General features: G+C 72.6%; 13 protein-coding genes. 3 read left to right on the top strand and 10 right to left on the bottom strand.

Going from position 1 to position 16,329, the window contains the following annotated elements; translation table 11 throughout:
- Nucleotides 1-214: 214 nt before the first annotated feature.
- The 4 genes from ACIQNU_RS09985 to ACIQNU_RS09970 all read right to left on the bottom strand — a co-directional run bounded on the left by ACIQNU_RS09985 (nucleotide 215) and on the right by ACIQNU_RS09970 (nucleotide 6,721).
- On the bottom strand, nucleotides 215-2,554 hold the full coding sequence (locus ACIQNU_RS09985; RefSeq protein ID WP_401364239.1) for a glycosyl hydrolase family 95 catalytic domain-containing protein: 2,340 nt from the start codon (nucleotides 2,552-2,554) through the stop codon (nucleotides 215-217).
- A 141-nt stretch (nucleotides 2,555-2,695) separates the two neighbouring features.
- Nucleotides 2,696-3,196, bottom strand: coding sequence for a hypothetical protein (locus ACIQNU_RS09980; protein WP_401363531.1), 501 nt, complete (start codon nucleotides 3,194-3,196; stop codon nucleotides 2,696-2,698).
- Nucleotides 3,197-3,260: 64 nt separating this feature from the next.
- Entirely contained in the window at nucleotides 3,261-6,020 is a 2,760-nt protein-coding gene (locus ACIQNU_RS09975; RefSeq protein WP_401364236.1) for an ATP-binding protein, read from the bottom strand.
- 95 nt (nucleotides 6,021-6,115) lie between these two features.
- Nucleotides 6,116-6,721 carry a CGNR zinc finger domain-containing protein gene (locus tag ACIQNU_RS09970; protein WP_401363528.1) on the bottom strand — a complete coding sequence of 202 codons (606 nt, stop codon included), beginning with the start codon at nucleotides 6,719-6,721 and terminating at the stop codon, nucleotides 6,116-6,118.
- Between the two features lie 95 nt (nucleotides 6,722-6,816).
- On the opposite strand from ACIQNU_RS09970, the gene ACIQNU_RS09965 reads away from it, so the two are divergent.
- Nucleotides 6,817-7,542, top strand: a complete 726-nt coding sequence (locus tag ACIQNU_RS09965; protein ID WP_401363527.1) for a leucine-rich repeat domain-containing protein — start codon at nucleotides 6,817-6,819, stop codon at nucleotides 7,540-7,542.
- A gap of 62 nt (nucleotides 7,543-7,604) precedes the next feature.
- Here the strand turns inward: ACIQNU_RS09965 and ACIQNU_RS09960 are convergent, their stop codons facing one another.
- From ACIQNU_RS09960 to ACIQNU_RS09935, 6 genes are all read right to left on the bottom strand, one after another.
- Nucleotides 7,605-8,510 (bottom strand): universal stress protein, encoded by a 906-nt coding sequence (locus ACIQNU_RS09960; protein WP_401363524.1) that lies wholly within the window; start codon nucleotides 8,508-8,510, stop codon nucleotides 7,605-7,607.
- Between the two features lie 165 nt (nucleotides 8,511-8,675).
- Complete coding sequence (locus ACIQNU_RS09955; protein ID WP_401363521.1) at nucleotides 8,676-8,918, bottom strand: DUF397 domain-containing protein; 243 nt, start codon at nucleotides 8,916-8,918, stop codon at nucleotides 8,676-8,678.
- A gap of 105 nt (nucleotides 8,919-9,023) precedes the next feature.
- Complete coding sequence (locus tag ACIQNU_RS09950) at nucleotides 9,024-10,208, bottom strand: thiolase domain-containing protein (protein ID WP_401363519.1); 1,185 nt, start codon at nucleotides 10,206-10,208, stop codon at nucleotides 9,024-9,026.
- Nucleotides 10,205-11,272, bottom strand: coding sequence for a thiolase domain-containing protein (locus ACIQNU_RS09945; protein ID WP_401363516.1), 1,068 nt, complete (start codon nucleotides 11,270-11,272; stop codon nucleotides 10,205-10,207). The genes ACIQNU_RS09950 and ACIQNU_RS09945 overlap by 4 nt, the downstream gene beginning before the upstream one ends.
- Nucleotides 11,273-12,214 carry a Zn-ribbon domain-containing OB-fold protein gene (locus tag ACIQNU_RS09940; protein ID WP_401363514.1) on the bottom strand — a complete coding sequence of 314 codons (942 nt, stop codon included), beginning with the start codon at nucleotides 12,212-12,214 and terminating at the stop codon, nucleotides 11,273-11,275.
- Nucleotides 12,215-12,231: 17 nt separating this feature from the next.
- Nucleotides 12,232-13,077 (bottom strand): crotonase/enoyl-CoA hydratase family protein, encoded by an 846-nt coding sequence (locus tag ACIQNU_RS09935; RefSeq protein ID WP_401363512.1) that lies wholly within the window; start codon nucleotides 13,075-13,077, stop codon nucleotides 12,232-12,234.
- 167 nt (nucleotides 13,078-13,244) lie between these two features.
- On the opposite strand from ACIQNU_RS09935, the gene ACIQNU_RS09930 reads away from it, so the two are divergent.
- Together ACIQNU_RS09930 and paaK are read left to right on the top strand one after the other, a co-directional pair.
- On the top strand, nucleotides 13,245-14,876 hold the full coding sequence (locus ACIQNU_RS09930; protein ID WP_401363510.1) for an acyl-CoA synthetase: 1,632 nt from the start codon (nucleotides 13,245-13,247) through the stop codon (nucleotides 14,874-14,876).
- A 143-nt stretch (nucleotides 14,877-15,019) separates the two neighbouring features.
- Nucleotides 15,020-16,321 (top strand): phenylacetate--CoA ligase PaaK, encoded by a 1,302-nt coding sequence (paaK, locus tag ACIQNU_RS09925; RefSeq protein WP_401363507.1) that lies wholly within the window; start codon nucleotides 15,020-15,022, stop codon nucleotides 16,319-16,321.
- The last annotated feature ends 8 nt before the right edge of the window (nucleotides 16,322-16,329 follow it).

Genomic DNA, 16,329 nt, shown 5'->3' with positions numbered 1-16,329 from the left:
TCGTTCGCCCGGTAGGGCGGGCCGTGCGGCGTCTGGTGCGTGCGATCGCAAGGCGCCGGAAGGTCCTCGTAGCGGAGCTACGTGGGCCTTTCGGCAACGCCGCGAGCGTGCGTGCCAGGCGTCGCACGGCAGACGGGAATCTGACGACAGGCCCTGGGGTCCGGGTCTGCACGGGGGCAGGCCCGGACCTCTTGCGTCGCGCGGTGGCGGACTCTCAGTCGAAGACGCGGCGGCGGCCCGCGCGCGCCTTGAACGTGATCTCGCCGCCCTCGACGAGTGCGCAGCGCACGGTCAGCCGGCGGGTGGCGGCCGGGGTGATCACGACGCGGGTGGCGCGGCCGTCCGCCCAGTCGATGTCGACGGTGGCGCCGCCCCTGGCGCGCAGCCCCCGCACCGAGCCGTTCGGCCAGGCCGCGGGCAGTGCGGGCAGCACCTCGATCACGCCGAACTGGCTCTGGAGCAGCATCTCCACGACGCCCGACGTGGCGCCGAAGTTGCCGTCGATCTGGAACGGCGGATGGGTGTCCCAGAGGTTCGGCAGGGTCGAGGACTTGAGCTGTTCGCTGAGCATCTTGTGGGCGTGGTCCCCGTCCCGCAGCCGCGCCCAGAAGTTGATCTTCCACGCCTTGGACCAGCCGGTGCCGCCGTCGCCACGGGCGGTGAGGGACACCTTCGCCGCCTGCGCCCACGCGGTGCCGGGTTCGATCTGCCGGCCGGGGTGCAGGGCGTAGAGATGGGAGACATGGCGGTGGTCGTCGGTCTGGCTGTCGCGATCGGTCTTCCACTCCTGGAGCTGGCCCCAGGAGCCGATGCGCAGGCCGGGGTCGAGTGCGCCGAGTGCCTGTTCGAGTTCGGTGCGGAAGGCGGCCGTGTCACCGAGGGTGCGGGCGGCCTCCAGGGTGTTGGTGAACAGGTCGTGGACGATCTGCTGGGACATCGCGGCACCGGCGGTGAAGTCGCCGTGCTCGGGCGAGTAGCTGGGCGAGACCACGAGAGTGCCGTCGCGCGGGTCGGTGTGCAGGTGGTCGAGCCAGAACTGCGCGGCCTCCTTCATCACCGGGTACGCGGTGGTCCGCAGATAGTCCGTGGAGCCGCTGAACCGGTAGTGCTCGTACATCTGGGCGGTGAGCCAGGCGGCGGCCTCGGGGAACCAGAAGGAGGTCGCCCAGTCGTGGACTCCGGTGAAGCCGTACGGGTTGGTCTCGTTGTGGACGACCCAGCCGCGTGCGCCGAACATCTCCTGCGCGGTCCGCCGCCCGGGTGCCCGCAGCGCCTCGACGAAACGGTCGTACGGGGCGGTGGTCTCGGGCAGGTTGGCGGCCTCGGCGAGCCAGTAGTTCATCTGGAGGTTGATGTTGACGTGGTAGTCGGCGGACCACGGCGGGCTGGGGCTGTTGTTCCACACGCCCTGGAGGTTGGCGGGCAGGGAGCCGGGCCGGGACGAGGCGATGAGGAGGTAGCGGCCGTACTGGAAGAAGAGGGCTTCCAGGGCGCGGTCGTCGGTGCTCGGTCCGCCGGTGTAGCGGGCGAGGAGCTGGTCGGTGGACACATCGGCGGGCACGGTCTGGCGGATGTCGAGGGCGACCCGGGCGAACAGGGCGCGGTGGTCGGCGACATGGCGGTCACGGAGGGACGCATACGTACGGGCGGCTGCCGCGTCGACGGTCCGGGTGACGGCGGAGTGGGGGTCGTCGCCCCGGTAGGCCGGGTAGGTGTCGGCGTAGTCGGTGCCGGCGGCGAGGACGAACCAGGCGTGGTCGGCGCCGGTCACGGTGAGGGTGCCGTTGCCGGTGGTGAGGGTGCCGCCCTGGTGGCGTACGCGGATCTGTGCCTCGAACCGCAGGCCGTTGTCGGCGAGGGTGCCGCGTACGGTGATCCGGTCGCCCGATGCGGTGGCCGTGAAGTCCGCGCGGGGCGAGGTGTAGCGCAGTGTGAAGCCGACGGAGCCGGGGCGGTCGGAGGCGAGGCGGCCGACGATGACGCCGTCCGGGTTCGAGGCGAAGTACTCGCGCGCGTGGGTGGCGCCGCCGGCGGTGTAGGTGACGTCCGCGACGGCGTCGGCGAGGTCGAGGCCGCGCCGGTACGAGGCGGGCGTGGTAGTGGGGGCGCCGGGGACGTCCAGGTGGAGGTCGCCGAAGGTCTGGTGGGCGCCGTAGCCGGCCCGGGACTGGCCGAGGCGGGCGGTGACGGCTTCGGGGGTGAGGGAGGTCTGCTGGTCGAGGTCGCGCCGTACGGCGTCGAGTGCGCCGGGGCGCGGGGAGCGCCAGTTGCCGTGGTCGTAGCCCTGCCGGGAGCCGGGGCCGCCGGTCCACAGGGTCTTCTCGTTGAACTGGACGTGTTCGGAGGCGAGGGTGCCGAAGATCATGGCGCCGAGGGCGCCGTTCCCGACGGGCAGGGCCTCGCGTTCCCAGTCGGCGGCCGGGGTGCGGTACCAGAGCCGCAAGTCATCCGATGTATCGGCTTGACCTGTCGCAGGGTCGACGGCGTGTGCCGTACCGGCCGGCACGGTCCCGCTCAGTGCGACCGCGCCCACGCCGCCGATGGCGGTCTTCATGGTGGTTCTGCGCGTGATCCCAGGAGGCATGTCCCCAGACGCTAGAGATCGGATCTCAATTCGACAAGGGGCATGACAAAGACCGGGTCCTCGGGGGAGGACCCGGTCTGGTGAGCGGGGTGCTGTGCGGGGTGCTGCCGCTCAGCCCTGCTGGAACAGCTCCGCGGGCAGCGGCTTCAGGAGGGCGTAGAGATCGTCCGTGATGGGGCGGTCCCAGGCCGCGATGGTGACGAGCACCTGGTCGCTGCGGTCGAACTGGACGCAGGAGATCCGGCTCTCCGAGAGCTTCACGCGGCGCACGATCAGCAGGTTGTCGCCCTGCATCACGGGCATGTCCTCGGTGCCGACGACGGTGACTTCTTCGTCGTTCTCCAGGGCGAGGAGCAGTTGGGCGACCTCGAAGGGGACCTGACCGTCGGCGACCTCCCGGGCCGGGGAGCCCTCGGGCAGATTGCCGATGATCATCGCGGGGCCGCGCCCGCCGAACAGGTCGTAGCGCAGGAACACGCCCTGGCAGCTGCCGTCGGGCGCGGGCAGCAGCCCCGCGCCGAGGTTGCCCGGCCAGTCGCCCGGGTCCATGGCCAGGACGTCGAAGTCCGGGCCCGCGGGAGTGGCGGCGCTGCGTCGGCGGAGGAAGGACATGCGGCCATGGTACGTGTCCCGACCCCGGTTCCGCCCCGGGGGCGCCCGAGGTCAGACAGTGGTATCAGGGTCCCGGCTCGCCGGGTGCCGGGCCGTGCTCCTGGGTGGTGGGCGGGTCGGCCGGGGTGGCCCTCGGATCGTGGGGGCGCGGTCCGGCGGCGGTGAGGTCGGCGCGGGCACGCTCCGCGAGGCCGTCGGCGCCGCATCGATCGGCCAGGTCGCGGCCCCGGTGCAGATGTTCGGCGGCCTCGTCCGGGCGTCCCGCGCGCCGCAGTTCGCCGCCCAGGGCGACCAGGGCGCACGCCAACTCGTAGGCGGCGGGCGACCGTTCGAGGTGTTCCACCGCCTCGCGGAGCAGCTTGACGCGCTCGGCGGCGGGCGACACCTCGGCGGCGGTGCGCAGGACCTGTCCGACGGCGGACGGGGCGCCGTACTGGCGGGCCCGGTCGACGGCCTCCCGGGCGGTGGCCACGGCCTGCTCGGGCGCGCCGTGCGCCTGGGCGCGGGCGAGGTGGAGCTGCCAGGGGCACCAGGCGGGGTTGCGCATGCCGCGCCCCTCCAACCGGCGCCCCGCCGAGGTGAGTTCGGCCGTGGCCTCCTCGACCAGACCCTGTGCGAGGAGGAGTTCACCGCGTACGGCCTGGGCGTCGGGGAACACGACCGCGGCGGGGAACGGCGCCGCGAACGCGTAGTCGGCGGCGAGCCGCGCGGCCTCGTCGACCCGGCCACGGGCGAGCAGGATCTCGACGAGGGTGCCGACCGCGTACCACAGGACAGGGACGCCCGGACCGACGCGTTCGGCGAGGCGCAGGCCCGCGCGGGCGAACTCCTCGGCCTTGGTGAGCCGGCCGCGCCGGAAGCGGACATAGCCCAACAAGGTGTATCCGAAGGCGAGATGGGCGCCGCGCCAGCCCTGGTGCTCGAAGTCGGCGATACCGGCCGCGAACAGCTCTTCGGTACGGGCGGGCCGGTCGGCGTACATGAAGGTGAGCGCGGTCAGCGCGGGGACCTCGAAGCCGCGGTCGACGTCCGCCCAGCCGAGCCCGCCGGCCAGGGCGCGTTCGGCGTGGTGGACGGCGACGTCCGCGGGTTCGCCGCGCAGCGTCGCGTCCCAGGCGCGCAGTCCGATGACGTACCGCTCGGTGAGGTCGCGGCCCGGCAGCCGGTCGGCGAGGCGGGTCAGCCGGCGGGAGCGGGCGGGCGACGCGGGTTCGTCCGCGCGGAACGCGTCCCACATGAACTGTTCGGCCTGCAACCGCAGCCGGACCTTGGGGTCGGTGGTGAGCGGGATCTCGCGGGCGAGGGTGTCGGAGGCCTCGGCGAGGCGGTCGCTGTGCGCGAGTACCTGGGAGAGCCGGTAGACGATGCCCTGGCGCAGCTCCGGTTCCGCGACGGGCTCTTCGAGGGCGGCGCGCAGGTGGTTGACGGTGGTCGCGGGCTCGGTGAGCAGGGACGCGCAGCCCAGTTCGTACAGGACGTGGGCGCGCTGGGCCGGGGTCGGGGGTTCGCGCAGGGCGCGGGCGAGGTGGGCGCGGGCGGCGTCCGGGGCGCCGGCCCGCAGCGTCTCGCGGGCGGCTTCACGGAGCTGCCCGACGATCCAGGGGTCGCCGTCGGGGTGGGTCTCCAGGAGGTGCCGGGCGGCTGCCGCGGCGCCGCGCCCCTCGTTGACGAGGCACCAGGCGGCCTGGCCGTGCAGGGCGACGCGGATTCCGGCCGGGATGGCCCGGTACACGGCGGTCGCGATGAGCGGGTGGACGAACTCCAGGGTGTCGGCGCCGGTGAGGATGCGGGCGGCGCGCAGCCGGTCGGCGGCGTCGGCGGCGTCCTCACCGCCGAGTCCGGCGACGACGGCGGCGAGCGCGGGCGGTATCTCGGTGCCGAGGACGGCGCAGGCCCAGGCGAAGCGGACGGTGGAGGTGCCGAGGCGTTCGAGGCGGGCGACCAGGCCGCTGCCCTTGACGGCCGCCGCGAGGTCCCGCAGCAGATGGGCGCCCGCGCCGGTCGGGTCGAGGCCCCGGTCCCGTACCTTCGCGGTGAGTTCGACCGCCTCGAACGGGTTGCCCGAGGTGACCGCCCAGCACTCGCGGCAGAACGCGTCGTCCGCATGGGCGCCGACGTCTTCGCGGACCAGCCGGGCCACGGCGGGGGCGCTGAGGGGTTCGAGGTCGATGGGGCGCTGTCCGGCGCGGCCCGGCAGACCGCGGAACGACTCGGCGTGCTCGGGAAGTTCCTCGGGCCGGTGGGCGACGACGAGCAGCAGGGGGAGTTGTTCGGCGCGGGGGGCGAACGCGGCGAGCCAGCCCAAGGATTCGGGGTCGGCCCAGTGCGCGTCGTCGAGGACGAGGACCATGGGGGCGCGCCGCACGGCGAGATGGGTGAGCACCCAGTCGAGCCCGTCCCGCAGGCCCTGCGGGTCGGGCGGTGCGCCGTGTTCGGGCGGTGCGCACAGGCCGAGCGCCGGGCCGACGATGGTGTACCAACTCCCCAGGGACGCCTGGAGTTCCGCGGCGGACCGGTCGGCGAGCTGTGGCTGGACGAGCTGGCGGGCTACGTGGAAGGCGACGCGCTGTTCCTGGTCGCCGCCGCGCGCGGACACGACGGTGCAGCCCTGGGCGGCGGCGCGGCGGCGCACTTCGGTGAGGAGCGCCGTCTTGCCGAGGCCCGCGCGGGCGGAGAAGGCGAGCAGGGCGCCGTGGGGCCGGTCCGGGGGTTCGGCACCGTCCGCGCGCGGTCCGGTCAGTTCCGCCAACGCCTCGTCGACGGCGGCCAGTTCGGCCTCCCGTTCGAAGAGCGTCCGTCTTCCGCGCAGGACGCGCTGCCCCATGTGCCACCCCCCGGCCACGGAGGGACGTCCGGCGCGGGGGGCCGGGCGCTCCGTGACGCTCAAGCCACTCAGCGTACGCCTGACGGGGGTCGGTGTCAGACGGTGGTGCGGTGCCGTTCGTGGTGGCGGGCGACGCGGGCGCGGTTGCCGCAGGACGGCTTGCACCACTGCTGGCGCGGGTGCTCCTTCAGGAAGTACCGGACACAGCGCGGCGCGTGGCAGGCGCGCAGGCGTGCGCGGTCGGGGCCCGCGAGGAAGGTGAGGGCCGCGGTGGCGAGCACGGCGGCGAGCAGGTCGGCGCCCGCGGCGGGTCCGACGGGCGCGTGGCGTACGACGGGTTCGGCGTCCTCGGTCCAGTGCAGGACGGGCACGGTGGGGACGCGGCCGGCCGCCGTGTTGAGCCGGGCGACCGCGTCGGCCGCCGGGAGCGGCCGGTGGGCGTCGGCCGGTCCTGGCCCGCCGGGGCGTACGGCGTGGGCGAACAGGGCGTGGACGGCGGTGCGTACCTCGCGGACGGCGGCGAGGGACGCCGCGTCGGCGGTGAAGGGCGCGGCCGGTGCGCACACCGCTTTCAGTGTGTCCTGCCGCTCCCGCACCCAGGCGGTCAGCCCGCCCGGTTCGGTGAGGTCGTCGGTGGTGCCTCCGTGGCCGTCGTGGTGGACGGTGAGGGCGAGGTCCAGCGCGAGCGGCGAGGCGTCCATGGGCCCATGATAGGGGCGCGCTAATGATACGGTCACGGCCATCCATTAGCGGGTGCGCGGCTTCGGCGGGCCCATGGCCGGGCGGGGGACACCCAGTGCGCGAGAATGGCGTGATCAATTACTGGCGTGCGCGGTCCGGGCACGTTCCGGAGGAGACCTGGGCACACCCCGCCCCGCGCTCCCTGATCCTCGCCGAGAACGCACTCGAAGAGCTGCCCGCCCGCATCGGCACCCTGACCTCCCTGCACACCCTCGACGTCGGCCACAACCTCCTCACCCGCGTCCCGGACGAGCTGGGAGACCTCACCGGCCTCGACCGCTTCCTGTACCTGCACGACAACAAGCTCACGGAACTCCCCGCGTCATTGGGCCGGCTGACCCGGCTCGCGTACCTCAACGTCGGCGAGAACCAGCTCACTTCACTGCCCGACACCCTCGGTGACCTGGCCGGACTCGCGGAGTTGCGGGCGCAGCACAACCGGCTGGAGGCGCTGCCCGCGTCGCTGGGCCGGCTGGGCGCCCTGCGGGAGCTGTGGCTGCGCGGCAACCGGCTCACGGCGCTGCCCGACTCCGTACGCGAACTGCGGGAGCTGCGGGAACTGGAGCTGCGGGAGAACGCGTTCGCCGAGGTGCCGGAGGCGCTGCGCGGGCTTCCGCTGCTGCGGCGGCTCGATCTGCGGGGCAACGCACTGCGGGAACTGCCCGGTTGGCTGGCCGAGCTGCCCGCCCTGGAGAAGCTCGATCTGCGGTGGAACGCCGTCGAGGTCCCGCACGGCCTGCTGCGGGACCTCGAAGAGCGCGGTTGCGTGGTTCTGCACTGACCGGCTACTGACCGGCTACTGACCTGCTGCTGACCGGCTACTGACCAGGTGTACGGACGTCGTCAGCTCTCAGCGGGCTCCTCCGGCGGTACCACCGCGACCGGGCTCGGCGCGTGCAGCAGCACCGCGTGGGTGACCGACCCGAGCATCGGCGCGGGGTGCAGCACGCGCCTGCGGTGCCGGCCCACGACGACCAGCTCCGCGCCCTTCGACGCGCCGACGATGTGCCCCGCCGCGTCACCGGGCGCCGCGATCACGGCGACCCGTACGTCGGGGTGCGCCTCGCGGTGCGGGGCGACGATGTCCTTGATGCGGTCCACGGTCTCCTTCTGGGCGGCCTCCTGGTCGGCGACGGACGGTGTGAAGCCGCCGGCCGCCGCCCACAGGTACTCCGGCCACGGGAAGGCGGACACCACGTCGACCCGGGCGCCCCTCCGGTCCGCCGCGTCGAAGGCGAAGGCGAGGGTGTTCCCGTCGGGCGCGTCGGCGGACACGCCGACGACGACGCGCGGGCCGGGCTCAAGGTGGGTCTCGCCGTGCACCTCGCGTCCGGGGCGCGGCACGATCACCACGGGGCAGGTCGCGTCCCGCGCCGCGGCCATGCCGTTGGAGCCGAGCAGCAAGCTGGCGAAGCCGCCGCGCCCCCGGGAGCCGAGCACCAGAAGCTGCGCGCCCTCGCCCAGCTCGGGGATGACGGCGGCGGGCGCGCCCTCCATGTGCAGGTATTCGACGGGCGGCGGGTCCTCGCGGTCCGCGAGCACGGCGCGTACCTGGAGGAGGACGGGGTCCTCGGCCGGTTCCGGCGGTCCGGCGACCAGCACGTCGGGCTGGGTCGGTGCGGCGTACTGGCGCACGTGGACGACGCGGAGTGTCGTTCCGCGCCGTCCCGCTTCCGTCACGGCCCACTCCAGGGCGCGCAGACTGTCGTCCGATCCGTCCACCGCGGCGATGACGGGCAGGGTGCTCATGGGTTCCTCGTCTCCGGCACTGAGCCATGATCGACTGGTTCCTGATCCAGCCTCGCTCACACGAGGGCCGCAGGGCAGGGTCGAAGGTCACGTGTCGTGTCCGAAAATATTGAGGATTCCCCGGGGGTGGAGCCGGCGTGCGGCCTCGGGCCGCCGGTTCGCGGCTCAGGTCAGATCGAACTCGCCCTCGCGTGCCCCCAGTACGAACGCTCCCCACTCGGCCGGTGTGAAGATGAGCGAAGGGCTCTCGGGGCGACCGCTGTTGCGCATCGCGATGAAGCCCTCGACGAAGGCGATCTGAACATCGCCCCGTCCCCCGCTGCTTGAGTGCCAGTCCGCGTTGCTCAGATCCAGTTCGGGCTTCTCCCACCCCGCGAGCGGGTGTTCCTGGGTGGTGCTTTCGGCCACGTCCGTGCTCCTCCCGATGCGTCGTCCGCGGCCAGCCTAGCGAGCGGCCGGGGCGCAGCACAGGCCGCGGGAGACGGTCGCCGTCCGGCCGTCGGCGTACTCCGTTCAGGTGTTCGGGGGCTCGCTGCCGACGAGCCACATGGCGAAGAACTGGGAGCCGCCGCCGTAGGCGTGGCCGAGGGCGCGGCGGGCGCCGTCGATCTGGTGCTCGCCCGCCCGGCCGCGTACCTGGAGCGCCGCCTCGGCGAAGCGGATCATGCCGGAGGCGCCGATCGGATTGGTGGACAGGACTCCGCCGGACATGTTGACGGGCAGGTCGCCGTCGAGTTCGGTGACGCCGGACTCGGTGAGTTTCCAGCCCTCGCCCTCGGCGGCGAAGCCCAGGTTCTCCAGCCACATCGGCTCGTACCAGGAGAACGGCACGTACATCTCGACGGCGTCGATGTCGCGCCGCGGGTCGGCTATCCCGGCCTGCCGGTAGACGTCGGCGGCGCAGTCCTGGCCGGCCTGCGGGGACACGAAGTCCTTGCCCGCGAAGAGGGTGGGTTCGCTGCGCATCGCGCCGCCGTGCAGCCACGCGGCGGGGTGCGGTGCGCGGGCGGCTCCCGCGCGGTCGGTGAGGACCATGGCGCAGGCGCCGTCGGAGGAGGGGCAGGTCTCGGAGTAGCGGATCGGGTCCCACAGCATCGGGGACGCCTGGACCTTCTCCAGGGTGATGTCGTGCTCGTGGAGGTGCGCGTAGGGGTTCTTCAGGGCGTTGCGGCGGTCCTTGTACGCGACGAGGGAGCCGATGGAGTCGGGGGCGCCGGTGCGTCGCATGTAGGCGCGGACGTGCGGGGCGAAGAAGCCGCCGGCGCCGGCGAGCAGAGGCTGCTGGAAGGGGATCGGCAGGGACAGGCCCCACATGGCGTTGGACTCGGACTGCTTCTCGAAGGCGAGGGTGAGGACGGTGCCGTGCACGCGGGCGGCGACGAGGTTCGCGGCGACGAGCGCGGTGGAGCCGCCGACGGAGCCCGCGGTGTGGACGCGGAGCATGGGTTTGCCGACGGCGCCGAGCGCGTCGGCGAGGTACAGCTCGGGCATCATGACGCCCTCGAAGAAGTCGGGCGCCTTGCCGATGACGACGGCGTCGATGTCCGCCCAGGTCAGCTCGGCGTCCGCGAGGGCGCGCAGCGCGGCCTCGCGGACCAGTCCGGCGATGGACACGTCCCGCCGCGCGGCGACGTGTTTCGTCTGGCCGATCCCGACGACGGCGACGGGTTCCTTGCCGGTCCCGCTGTGGACACTCATCGGGGATCTCCCTCCAGTACGGCGACCAGGTTCTGTTGCAGACAGGGGCCCGAGGTGGCGTGGGCGAGCGCCCGGTCCGACGCGCCCCGGTGGATACGGGTGGCGGCCTCGCCGATACGGATCAGGCCCGCGGCCATGACCGGGTTCGCGGCGAGCGCGCCGCCGGACGGGTTGACGGTCACGGAGTCGTCGAGGCGCAGCGCCTTGCGCAGGACGATCTCCTGGGAGGTGAACGGGGCGTGCAACTCGGCCGTGTCGACGGGCCGTTCGAAAGCGCCGGCCTTCTCGGCGGCGAGCCGGGCGGACGGCGCGTCGGTGAGGTCGCGTACCCCGAGGCCGTGCGCGTCGATGCGGTGGTCGATGCCGCGGATCCAGGCGGGCCGTTCGCACAGGTCGCGGGCGCGCTCCCCCGCCGCGAGTATCACGGCCGCTGCGCCGTCGCCGATCGGCGGGCAGTCGCCGGTACGGAGCGGGCTGACGACATAGTCGCCCTGGGGCCGTGCGCCCCGGAGCTGGGCGTGCGGGTTGTCGGCGGCGGCGTCCCTGCTGCGGGCGGCGACGGCGGCGAGCGCCGGTTCGTCGGTGTCACCCGCGTCGATGAGGGCGCGCGCCTGGAGTGCGGCGAGCGCGATCGCGTCGGGCCAGAGCGGGGCGAGGTAGTACGGATCGAGCTGGCGGGTGAGGACGTCGCGGACCGAGCCGGGCGACGACTTGCCGTAGGAGTAGACGAGGGCGGTGTCGGCCTCGCCGGTGAGGAGCTTCGTCCACGCCTCGTACAGCGCCCAGGCGCCGTCCATCTCGACGTGGGACTCGGCGATCGGCGGCCAGGCGCCGACCCCGTCGAGCGCCATGGTGAAGGAGAACGCGCGGCCCGCGAGGTAGTCGCTGGAGCCGGAGCAGGTGAAGCCGATGTCGCTGGTCTTGAGGCCGGTCTGCCGGAACACGTCGTGCAGGACCGGCATCAGCATCTCGACCTCGGACTGCTCGTCGGTCCTGCGCAGATGGTCGCTCTGCGCGAACGCCACGACGGCGATGTCCCGGCGGGCCCCGGAGTGCGTCGCCATCTACACCAGCTCCTTGTACGTGTCGTAGTCCGCGTCGGGTTCGCCGTTGGGCCGGTAGTGGTCGGGGAAGCGGCTGCCCTCGGTCCACACGGGTTCCACGCGCAGACCCATCCGGACCTGGTCGTAGGGGATGCCGCCGATGCGTCCGTGCAGGGCGAGGTCGGCGCCGTCGAGCGCGATGTGCGCGTAGACGTAGGGCACTTCGATGTCCAGGTTCTTCGCCTTGATGTTGACGATGCAGTACGTCGTGACGGTGCCGGCCGGGCCGACCTCGACGTGGTCGGTGGTGGCGACCCCGCAGGTGGGGCAGGCGCCGCGCGGCGGGATGTAGACCTTGTGGCAGGACGGGCAGCGTTCGCCGACGGTGCGCCGTTCGGCGAGGGCGGCGAGGTGGTCGGTCTGGGCGCGGCCTGGGCCGTAGGTGTAGTCCAGGCGGGCGGGGGCGACGATGCCGGTGACGGCGTCCTCGAACTCACCGCTGTGTCCCGAGGGTTCGGCGGTCGGGCCTTCGCACGGTTCGAAGCAGGCGATGTCCGTGATGGCGCCGGTGCGTGTTTCGGCCCAGCGGACGCGGACGCGCTGTCCGGTGCGGACGCTGTCGGGTCCAGGGGCGTCGAGGGCGTGCAGCAGGGCGGTGTCGGCGCCGTCGAGCCGGACGAGCACCCAGGCGAACGGATTGTCGAGGGGCTGGCCGCGCCGGGGTTCGGGGTTCCAGGCCCAGGTGGTGACGGTGCCGGTCGGCGCGACCTCGACCAGGTCGCGGAGTTCGTCGGCGGTGACCGGGTCGTACTCGACGGGTGGGACGAGGGTGCGGCCGTCGGTGGTGCGCACACCGAGGACGACGCGTTCACGCAGCCCGGTGAGGAAGGCGCTCTGGACGGGTCCGAGGGAGCGGGTGAAGGGGAATTCGAGGGTGAGGGGGGCGGTGAGCACTTCGGGCACGGGGGTCTCTCCTCAAGTCAGGCGCGCCGGTAGACGGGGGGTCGCTTCTCGGCGAAGGCGCGGGCACCTTCCTTCGCGTCGGCGGTGTCGAAGATCGGCCAGCCGCGTGTGAGTTCGGCGGCGAGACCGTCGGACTCGGTCATCTCGGCGGTCTCGTACACGGACGCCTTGACGGCTTCCACGGCGAGCGGGCCGCAGGCGTTGATGCGCTCGGCGACGGCGAGCGCCGCGTCCAGGGCGGTGCCGTCGGGTACGACCCGCCCGACGAGTCCGATGGCGGCGGCCTCGCCCGCCGTGTAGGGGCGCCCGGTGAGCAGCATCTCCAGGGCGTGGGTACGGGGGATCTGCCGCTGGAGCCGGACGGTCGAGCCGCCGATGGGGAACAGGCCGCGCCGCACCTCGAAGAGTCCGAAGGTCGCCGACTCGCCCGCGATCCGGATGTCGGTGCCCTGGAGGATCTCGGTGCCGCCCGCGACACAGGCTCCCTCGACGGCGGCGATGACCGGTTTGCGGGGGCGGTGGTGGCGCAGCATCGCCTTCCAGTGCAGATCGGGGTCGGCGGTCATCCGGTCCCGGTACCGCTGACCGTCCATCCCCTTTCCGGCGAGTGCCTTGAGGTCCATGCCCGCGCAGAACGCGCCGCCCGCGCCGGTGAGGACGATCGAGCGGATCTCGTCATCCGCATCGGCTTCCAGCCAGCCGTCGTGGAGGCCGACGAGCATCGGCAGCGAGAGCGCGTTCTTCGCCTCCGGTCTGTTGAGCGTGAGCACGAGTGTGGCGCCCTCGCGCCGCACCGTGAGGTGTTCGGTCCCACCCGGCGCCGATCCGTCCGGCACCGATTCACCCGTCGCTGATTCACCCATGGCCGTCGTCCTCCCGTCGTCAGACTGGAACAGGTTGCAGGAGGCGGGGGTCCAGTTCAATAGTTTTCTGACACTCAGTCAGATTTCTTGTGCGGGGACCCTTCCCACTTGAGGGCGCCTCTGCTCTGATGACCGCCAAGTCAGTCGCGCCGGGGTCAGGAGGAGTGGTGGAGTACAACCTTGCCGACCTGTTCGAATCGGTCGTCGACGTGGTCCCCGACCGCGAGGCACTGGTGTACGTCGATCATCCCGGCACGGGGGCGGAGCGCCGGCTCTCCTACGCCGCACTGGACGCGGCGGCCAACCGCTTCGCCCACCATCTGCTCGACAGCGGCATCCGCCCCGGCGAACACCTCGGCCTCCATCTCTACAACGGCGTCGAATACCTCCAGACCGTCCTCGGCTGCCTCAAGGCGCGGATCGTCCCGGTCAACGTCAACTACCGCTATGTCGAGGAGGAGTTGGCGTACCTCTACCGGGACGCGGACCTGGCGGCGCTGGTGTTCGACGCGGAGTTCACCGGGCGCGTCGCGGCGGCGCTGCCCCGCGCGCCGGGGCTGCGGCACGTGGTGCGCGTGGGCACCGCGGAGCCGGCGGCCCCCGAGGTCGCGGCGGTCGCCTTCGCCGACGCGGAGGCGGCGGGCTCCCCGGAGCGGGGGTTCCCGGCCCGCTCGGCGGACGACCAGTTCATCATCTACACCGGTGGCACGACCGGGATGCCCAAGGGGGTGATGTGGCGCCAGGAGGACCTGTTCTTCTCCGGTCTCGGCGGTGGCGCGCCCACGGGTGAGCCGGTCGGGAAGCCGGAGGAGCTGGCCGAGCGGGTCGCGGCCGGCGGCGACGGCATCACCTTCTTCCCCACTCCCCCGCTGATGCACGGCACCTCGACCCTCACCGCCTTCATCGGCTTCAACTTCGGCCAGCGCGTGGTCGTGCACCGCAAGTTCGTACCGGAAGAGGTGCTGCGGACGATCGCGAAGGAGAAGGTCACCAGTGTCTCGCTGGTCGGCGACGCGATGCTGCGCCCGCTCATCGACGCGCTCGAAGGGCCGTTGCGCGGTACGGACATGTCGTCGCTGTTCAGCGTGTCGTCGTCCGGCGCGATCATGTCGGAGACGGTGCGCGCCCAGTTCCAGGCGCTCGTCCCGACGGTGATGCTGCTGAACAACTTCGGCTCATCCGAGTCCGGTTTCAACGGCACGGCGACCGACGACTCGGGGCCGGCCAACGGGTTCCGGCTGCGCATGAACTCCCGTACGCAGGTGGTGGATCCGGCCACCTACGAGCCGGTCGCGGTCGGTGAGCCGGGGCGGATCGCGCAGCGCGGGCATGTCCCCCTCGGGTACTACAACGACCCGGGCAAGACAGCGGAGACCTTCTTCCAGAAGGGCGACGAGCGGTGGGTGCTGCTCGGCGACATGGCGACGGTCGACGCGGCGGGGATCGTCACCGTGCTCGGGCGGGGCTCGCAGTGCATCAACACGGGCGGCGAGAAGGTGTACCCGGAGGAGGTGGAGCAGGCCCTGAAGTCGCATCCGGACGTGTACGACGCGCTGGTCGCCGGGGTGCCGGACACCACCTGGGGCCACCATGTCGCGGCCGTCGTCCAGCTCAGGGACGGCGCCCCCGAACCGTCCCTGGACGACATCCAGCACCACTGCCGTACCCGGCTCGCGGGCTACAAGGTCCCCCGGCAGCTCGTGATCACCGAGCACATCCAGCGCTCCCCGAGCGGCAAGGCGGACTACCGCTGGGCACGGTCGGTGGCGACGGAGGCGGCCGGGGCGCCCGGGGCGTAGCCCGGTCCCGTACATCTGATCGTCCCCATGCCTTGACGCGCCCGCGGCCCCCTGGATTACTGTTCCCCAAGGAACGACCGAATGATCGGTCGGTCCGTCGGTGTACGGTGGACGTGGGTACGGCGAACGGTGGAGATGTCCGGATGACGGATGAGCAGGCACCCCTGGACGCGGGAGAGCGGATGGACCGCGCGGAGCTGGAGCGGGTCCAGCTTGAGCGGCTGCGCGCGACCCTGCACCACGCCTATGAGCACGTGGGCCACTACCGCGAGGCGTTCGACAAGGCGGGGCTGCGCCCCGAGGACTGCCGTACGCTCGCCGACCTCGCGCGCTTCCCCTTCACGACGAAGGCGGATCTGCGCGCGCACTACCCCTTCGGGATGTTCGCCGTACCGCAGGAGCGGATCCGGCGGCTGCACGCGTCGAGCGGGACCACGGGACTGCCGACGGTCGTCGGGTACACCGAGGGCGACCTGTCGATGTGGGCGGACATGGTCGCCCGCTCGATCCGGGCGGCCGGCGGACGGCCGGGCCACAAGGTCCATGTGGCGTACGGATACGGCCTGTTCACGGGAGGGCTCGGCGCGCACTACGGCGCGGAGCGCCTGGGCTGCACGGTGATCCCCGCGTCCGGCGGGATGACCGCGCGCCAGGTGCGGCTCATCCAGGACTTCCGCCCCGAGATCATCATGGTGACCCCGTCGTACATGCTGACGCTCCTGGACGAGTTCGAGCGGCAGGGCGTCGACCCCCGCTCCACCTCGCTCAAGGTCGGTATCTTCGGGGCCGAGCCCTGGACACAGGAGATGCGGCGCGAGATCGAGGAGCGGTTCGCGATCGACGCGGTCGACATCTACGGCCTGTCTGAGGTGATAGGCCCCGGGGTCGCGCAGGAGTGCGTGGAGACCAAGGACGGGCTACACATCTGGGAGGACCACTTCTTCCCGGAGGTGGTGGACCCGATCACGGGTGAGCCGCTGCCGGACGGGGAGCGCGGCGAGCTGGTGTTCACCTCGCTCACCAAGGAGGCGATGCCCGTCATCCGGTACCGCACCCGGGATCTGACGCGGCTCCTGCCCGGTACGGCGCGGGTGTTCCGGCGGATGGAGAAGATCACGGGCCGCAGCGACGACATGGTGATCCTGCGAGGGGTGAACCTGTTCCCCACCCAGGTGGAGGAGATCGTCCTGCGTACCCCGGCGGTGGCCCCGCACTTCCAGCTCCGGCTGGTCCGCGAGGGCCGCCTGGACGCGCTGACGGTACGGGCCGAGGCGCGGGCGGGCGCGACGCAGGACGAGCGGGACGCGGCGGCCCGCGCCATCGCGGCCGGCGTGAAGGACGGCATCGGGGTGTCCGTCACCGTCGAGATCGTGGAGCCGGAGACCCTGGAGCGGTCGGTCGGCAAGATCAAGCGGATCGTGGATCTGCGCGGCGACCCGTCCTGACGGGGACC

The organism is Streptomyces sp. NPDC091292 (genome assembly GCF_044757265.1).
Lineage (GTDB): Bacteria > Actinomycetota > Actinomycetes > Streptomycetales > Streptomycetaceae > Streptomyces.
Note: the sequence above shows the minus strand (reverse complement) of the source record. Positions and strands in the feature narration are given on the sequence as shown.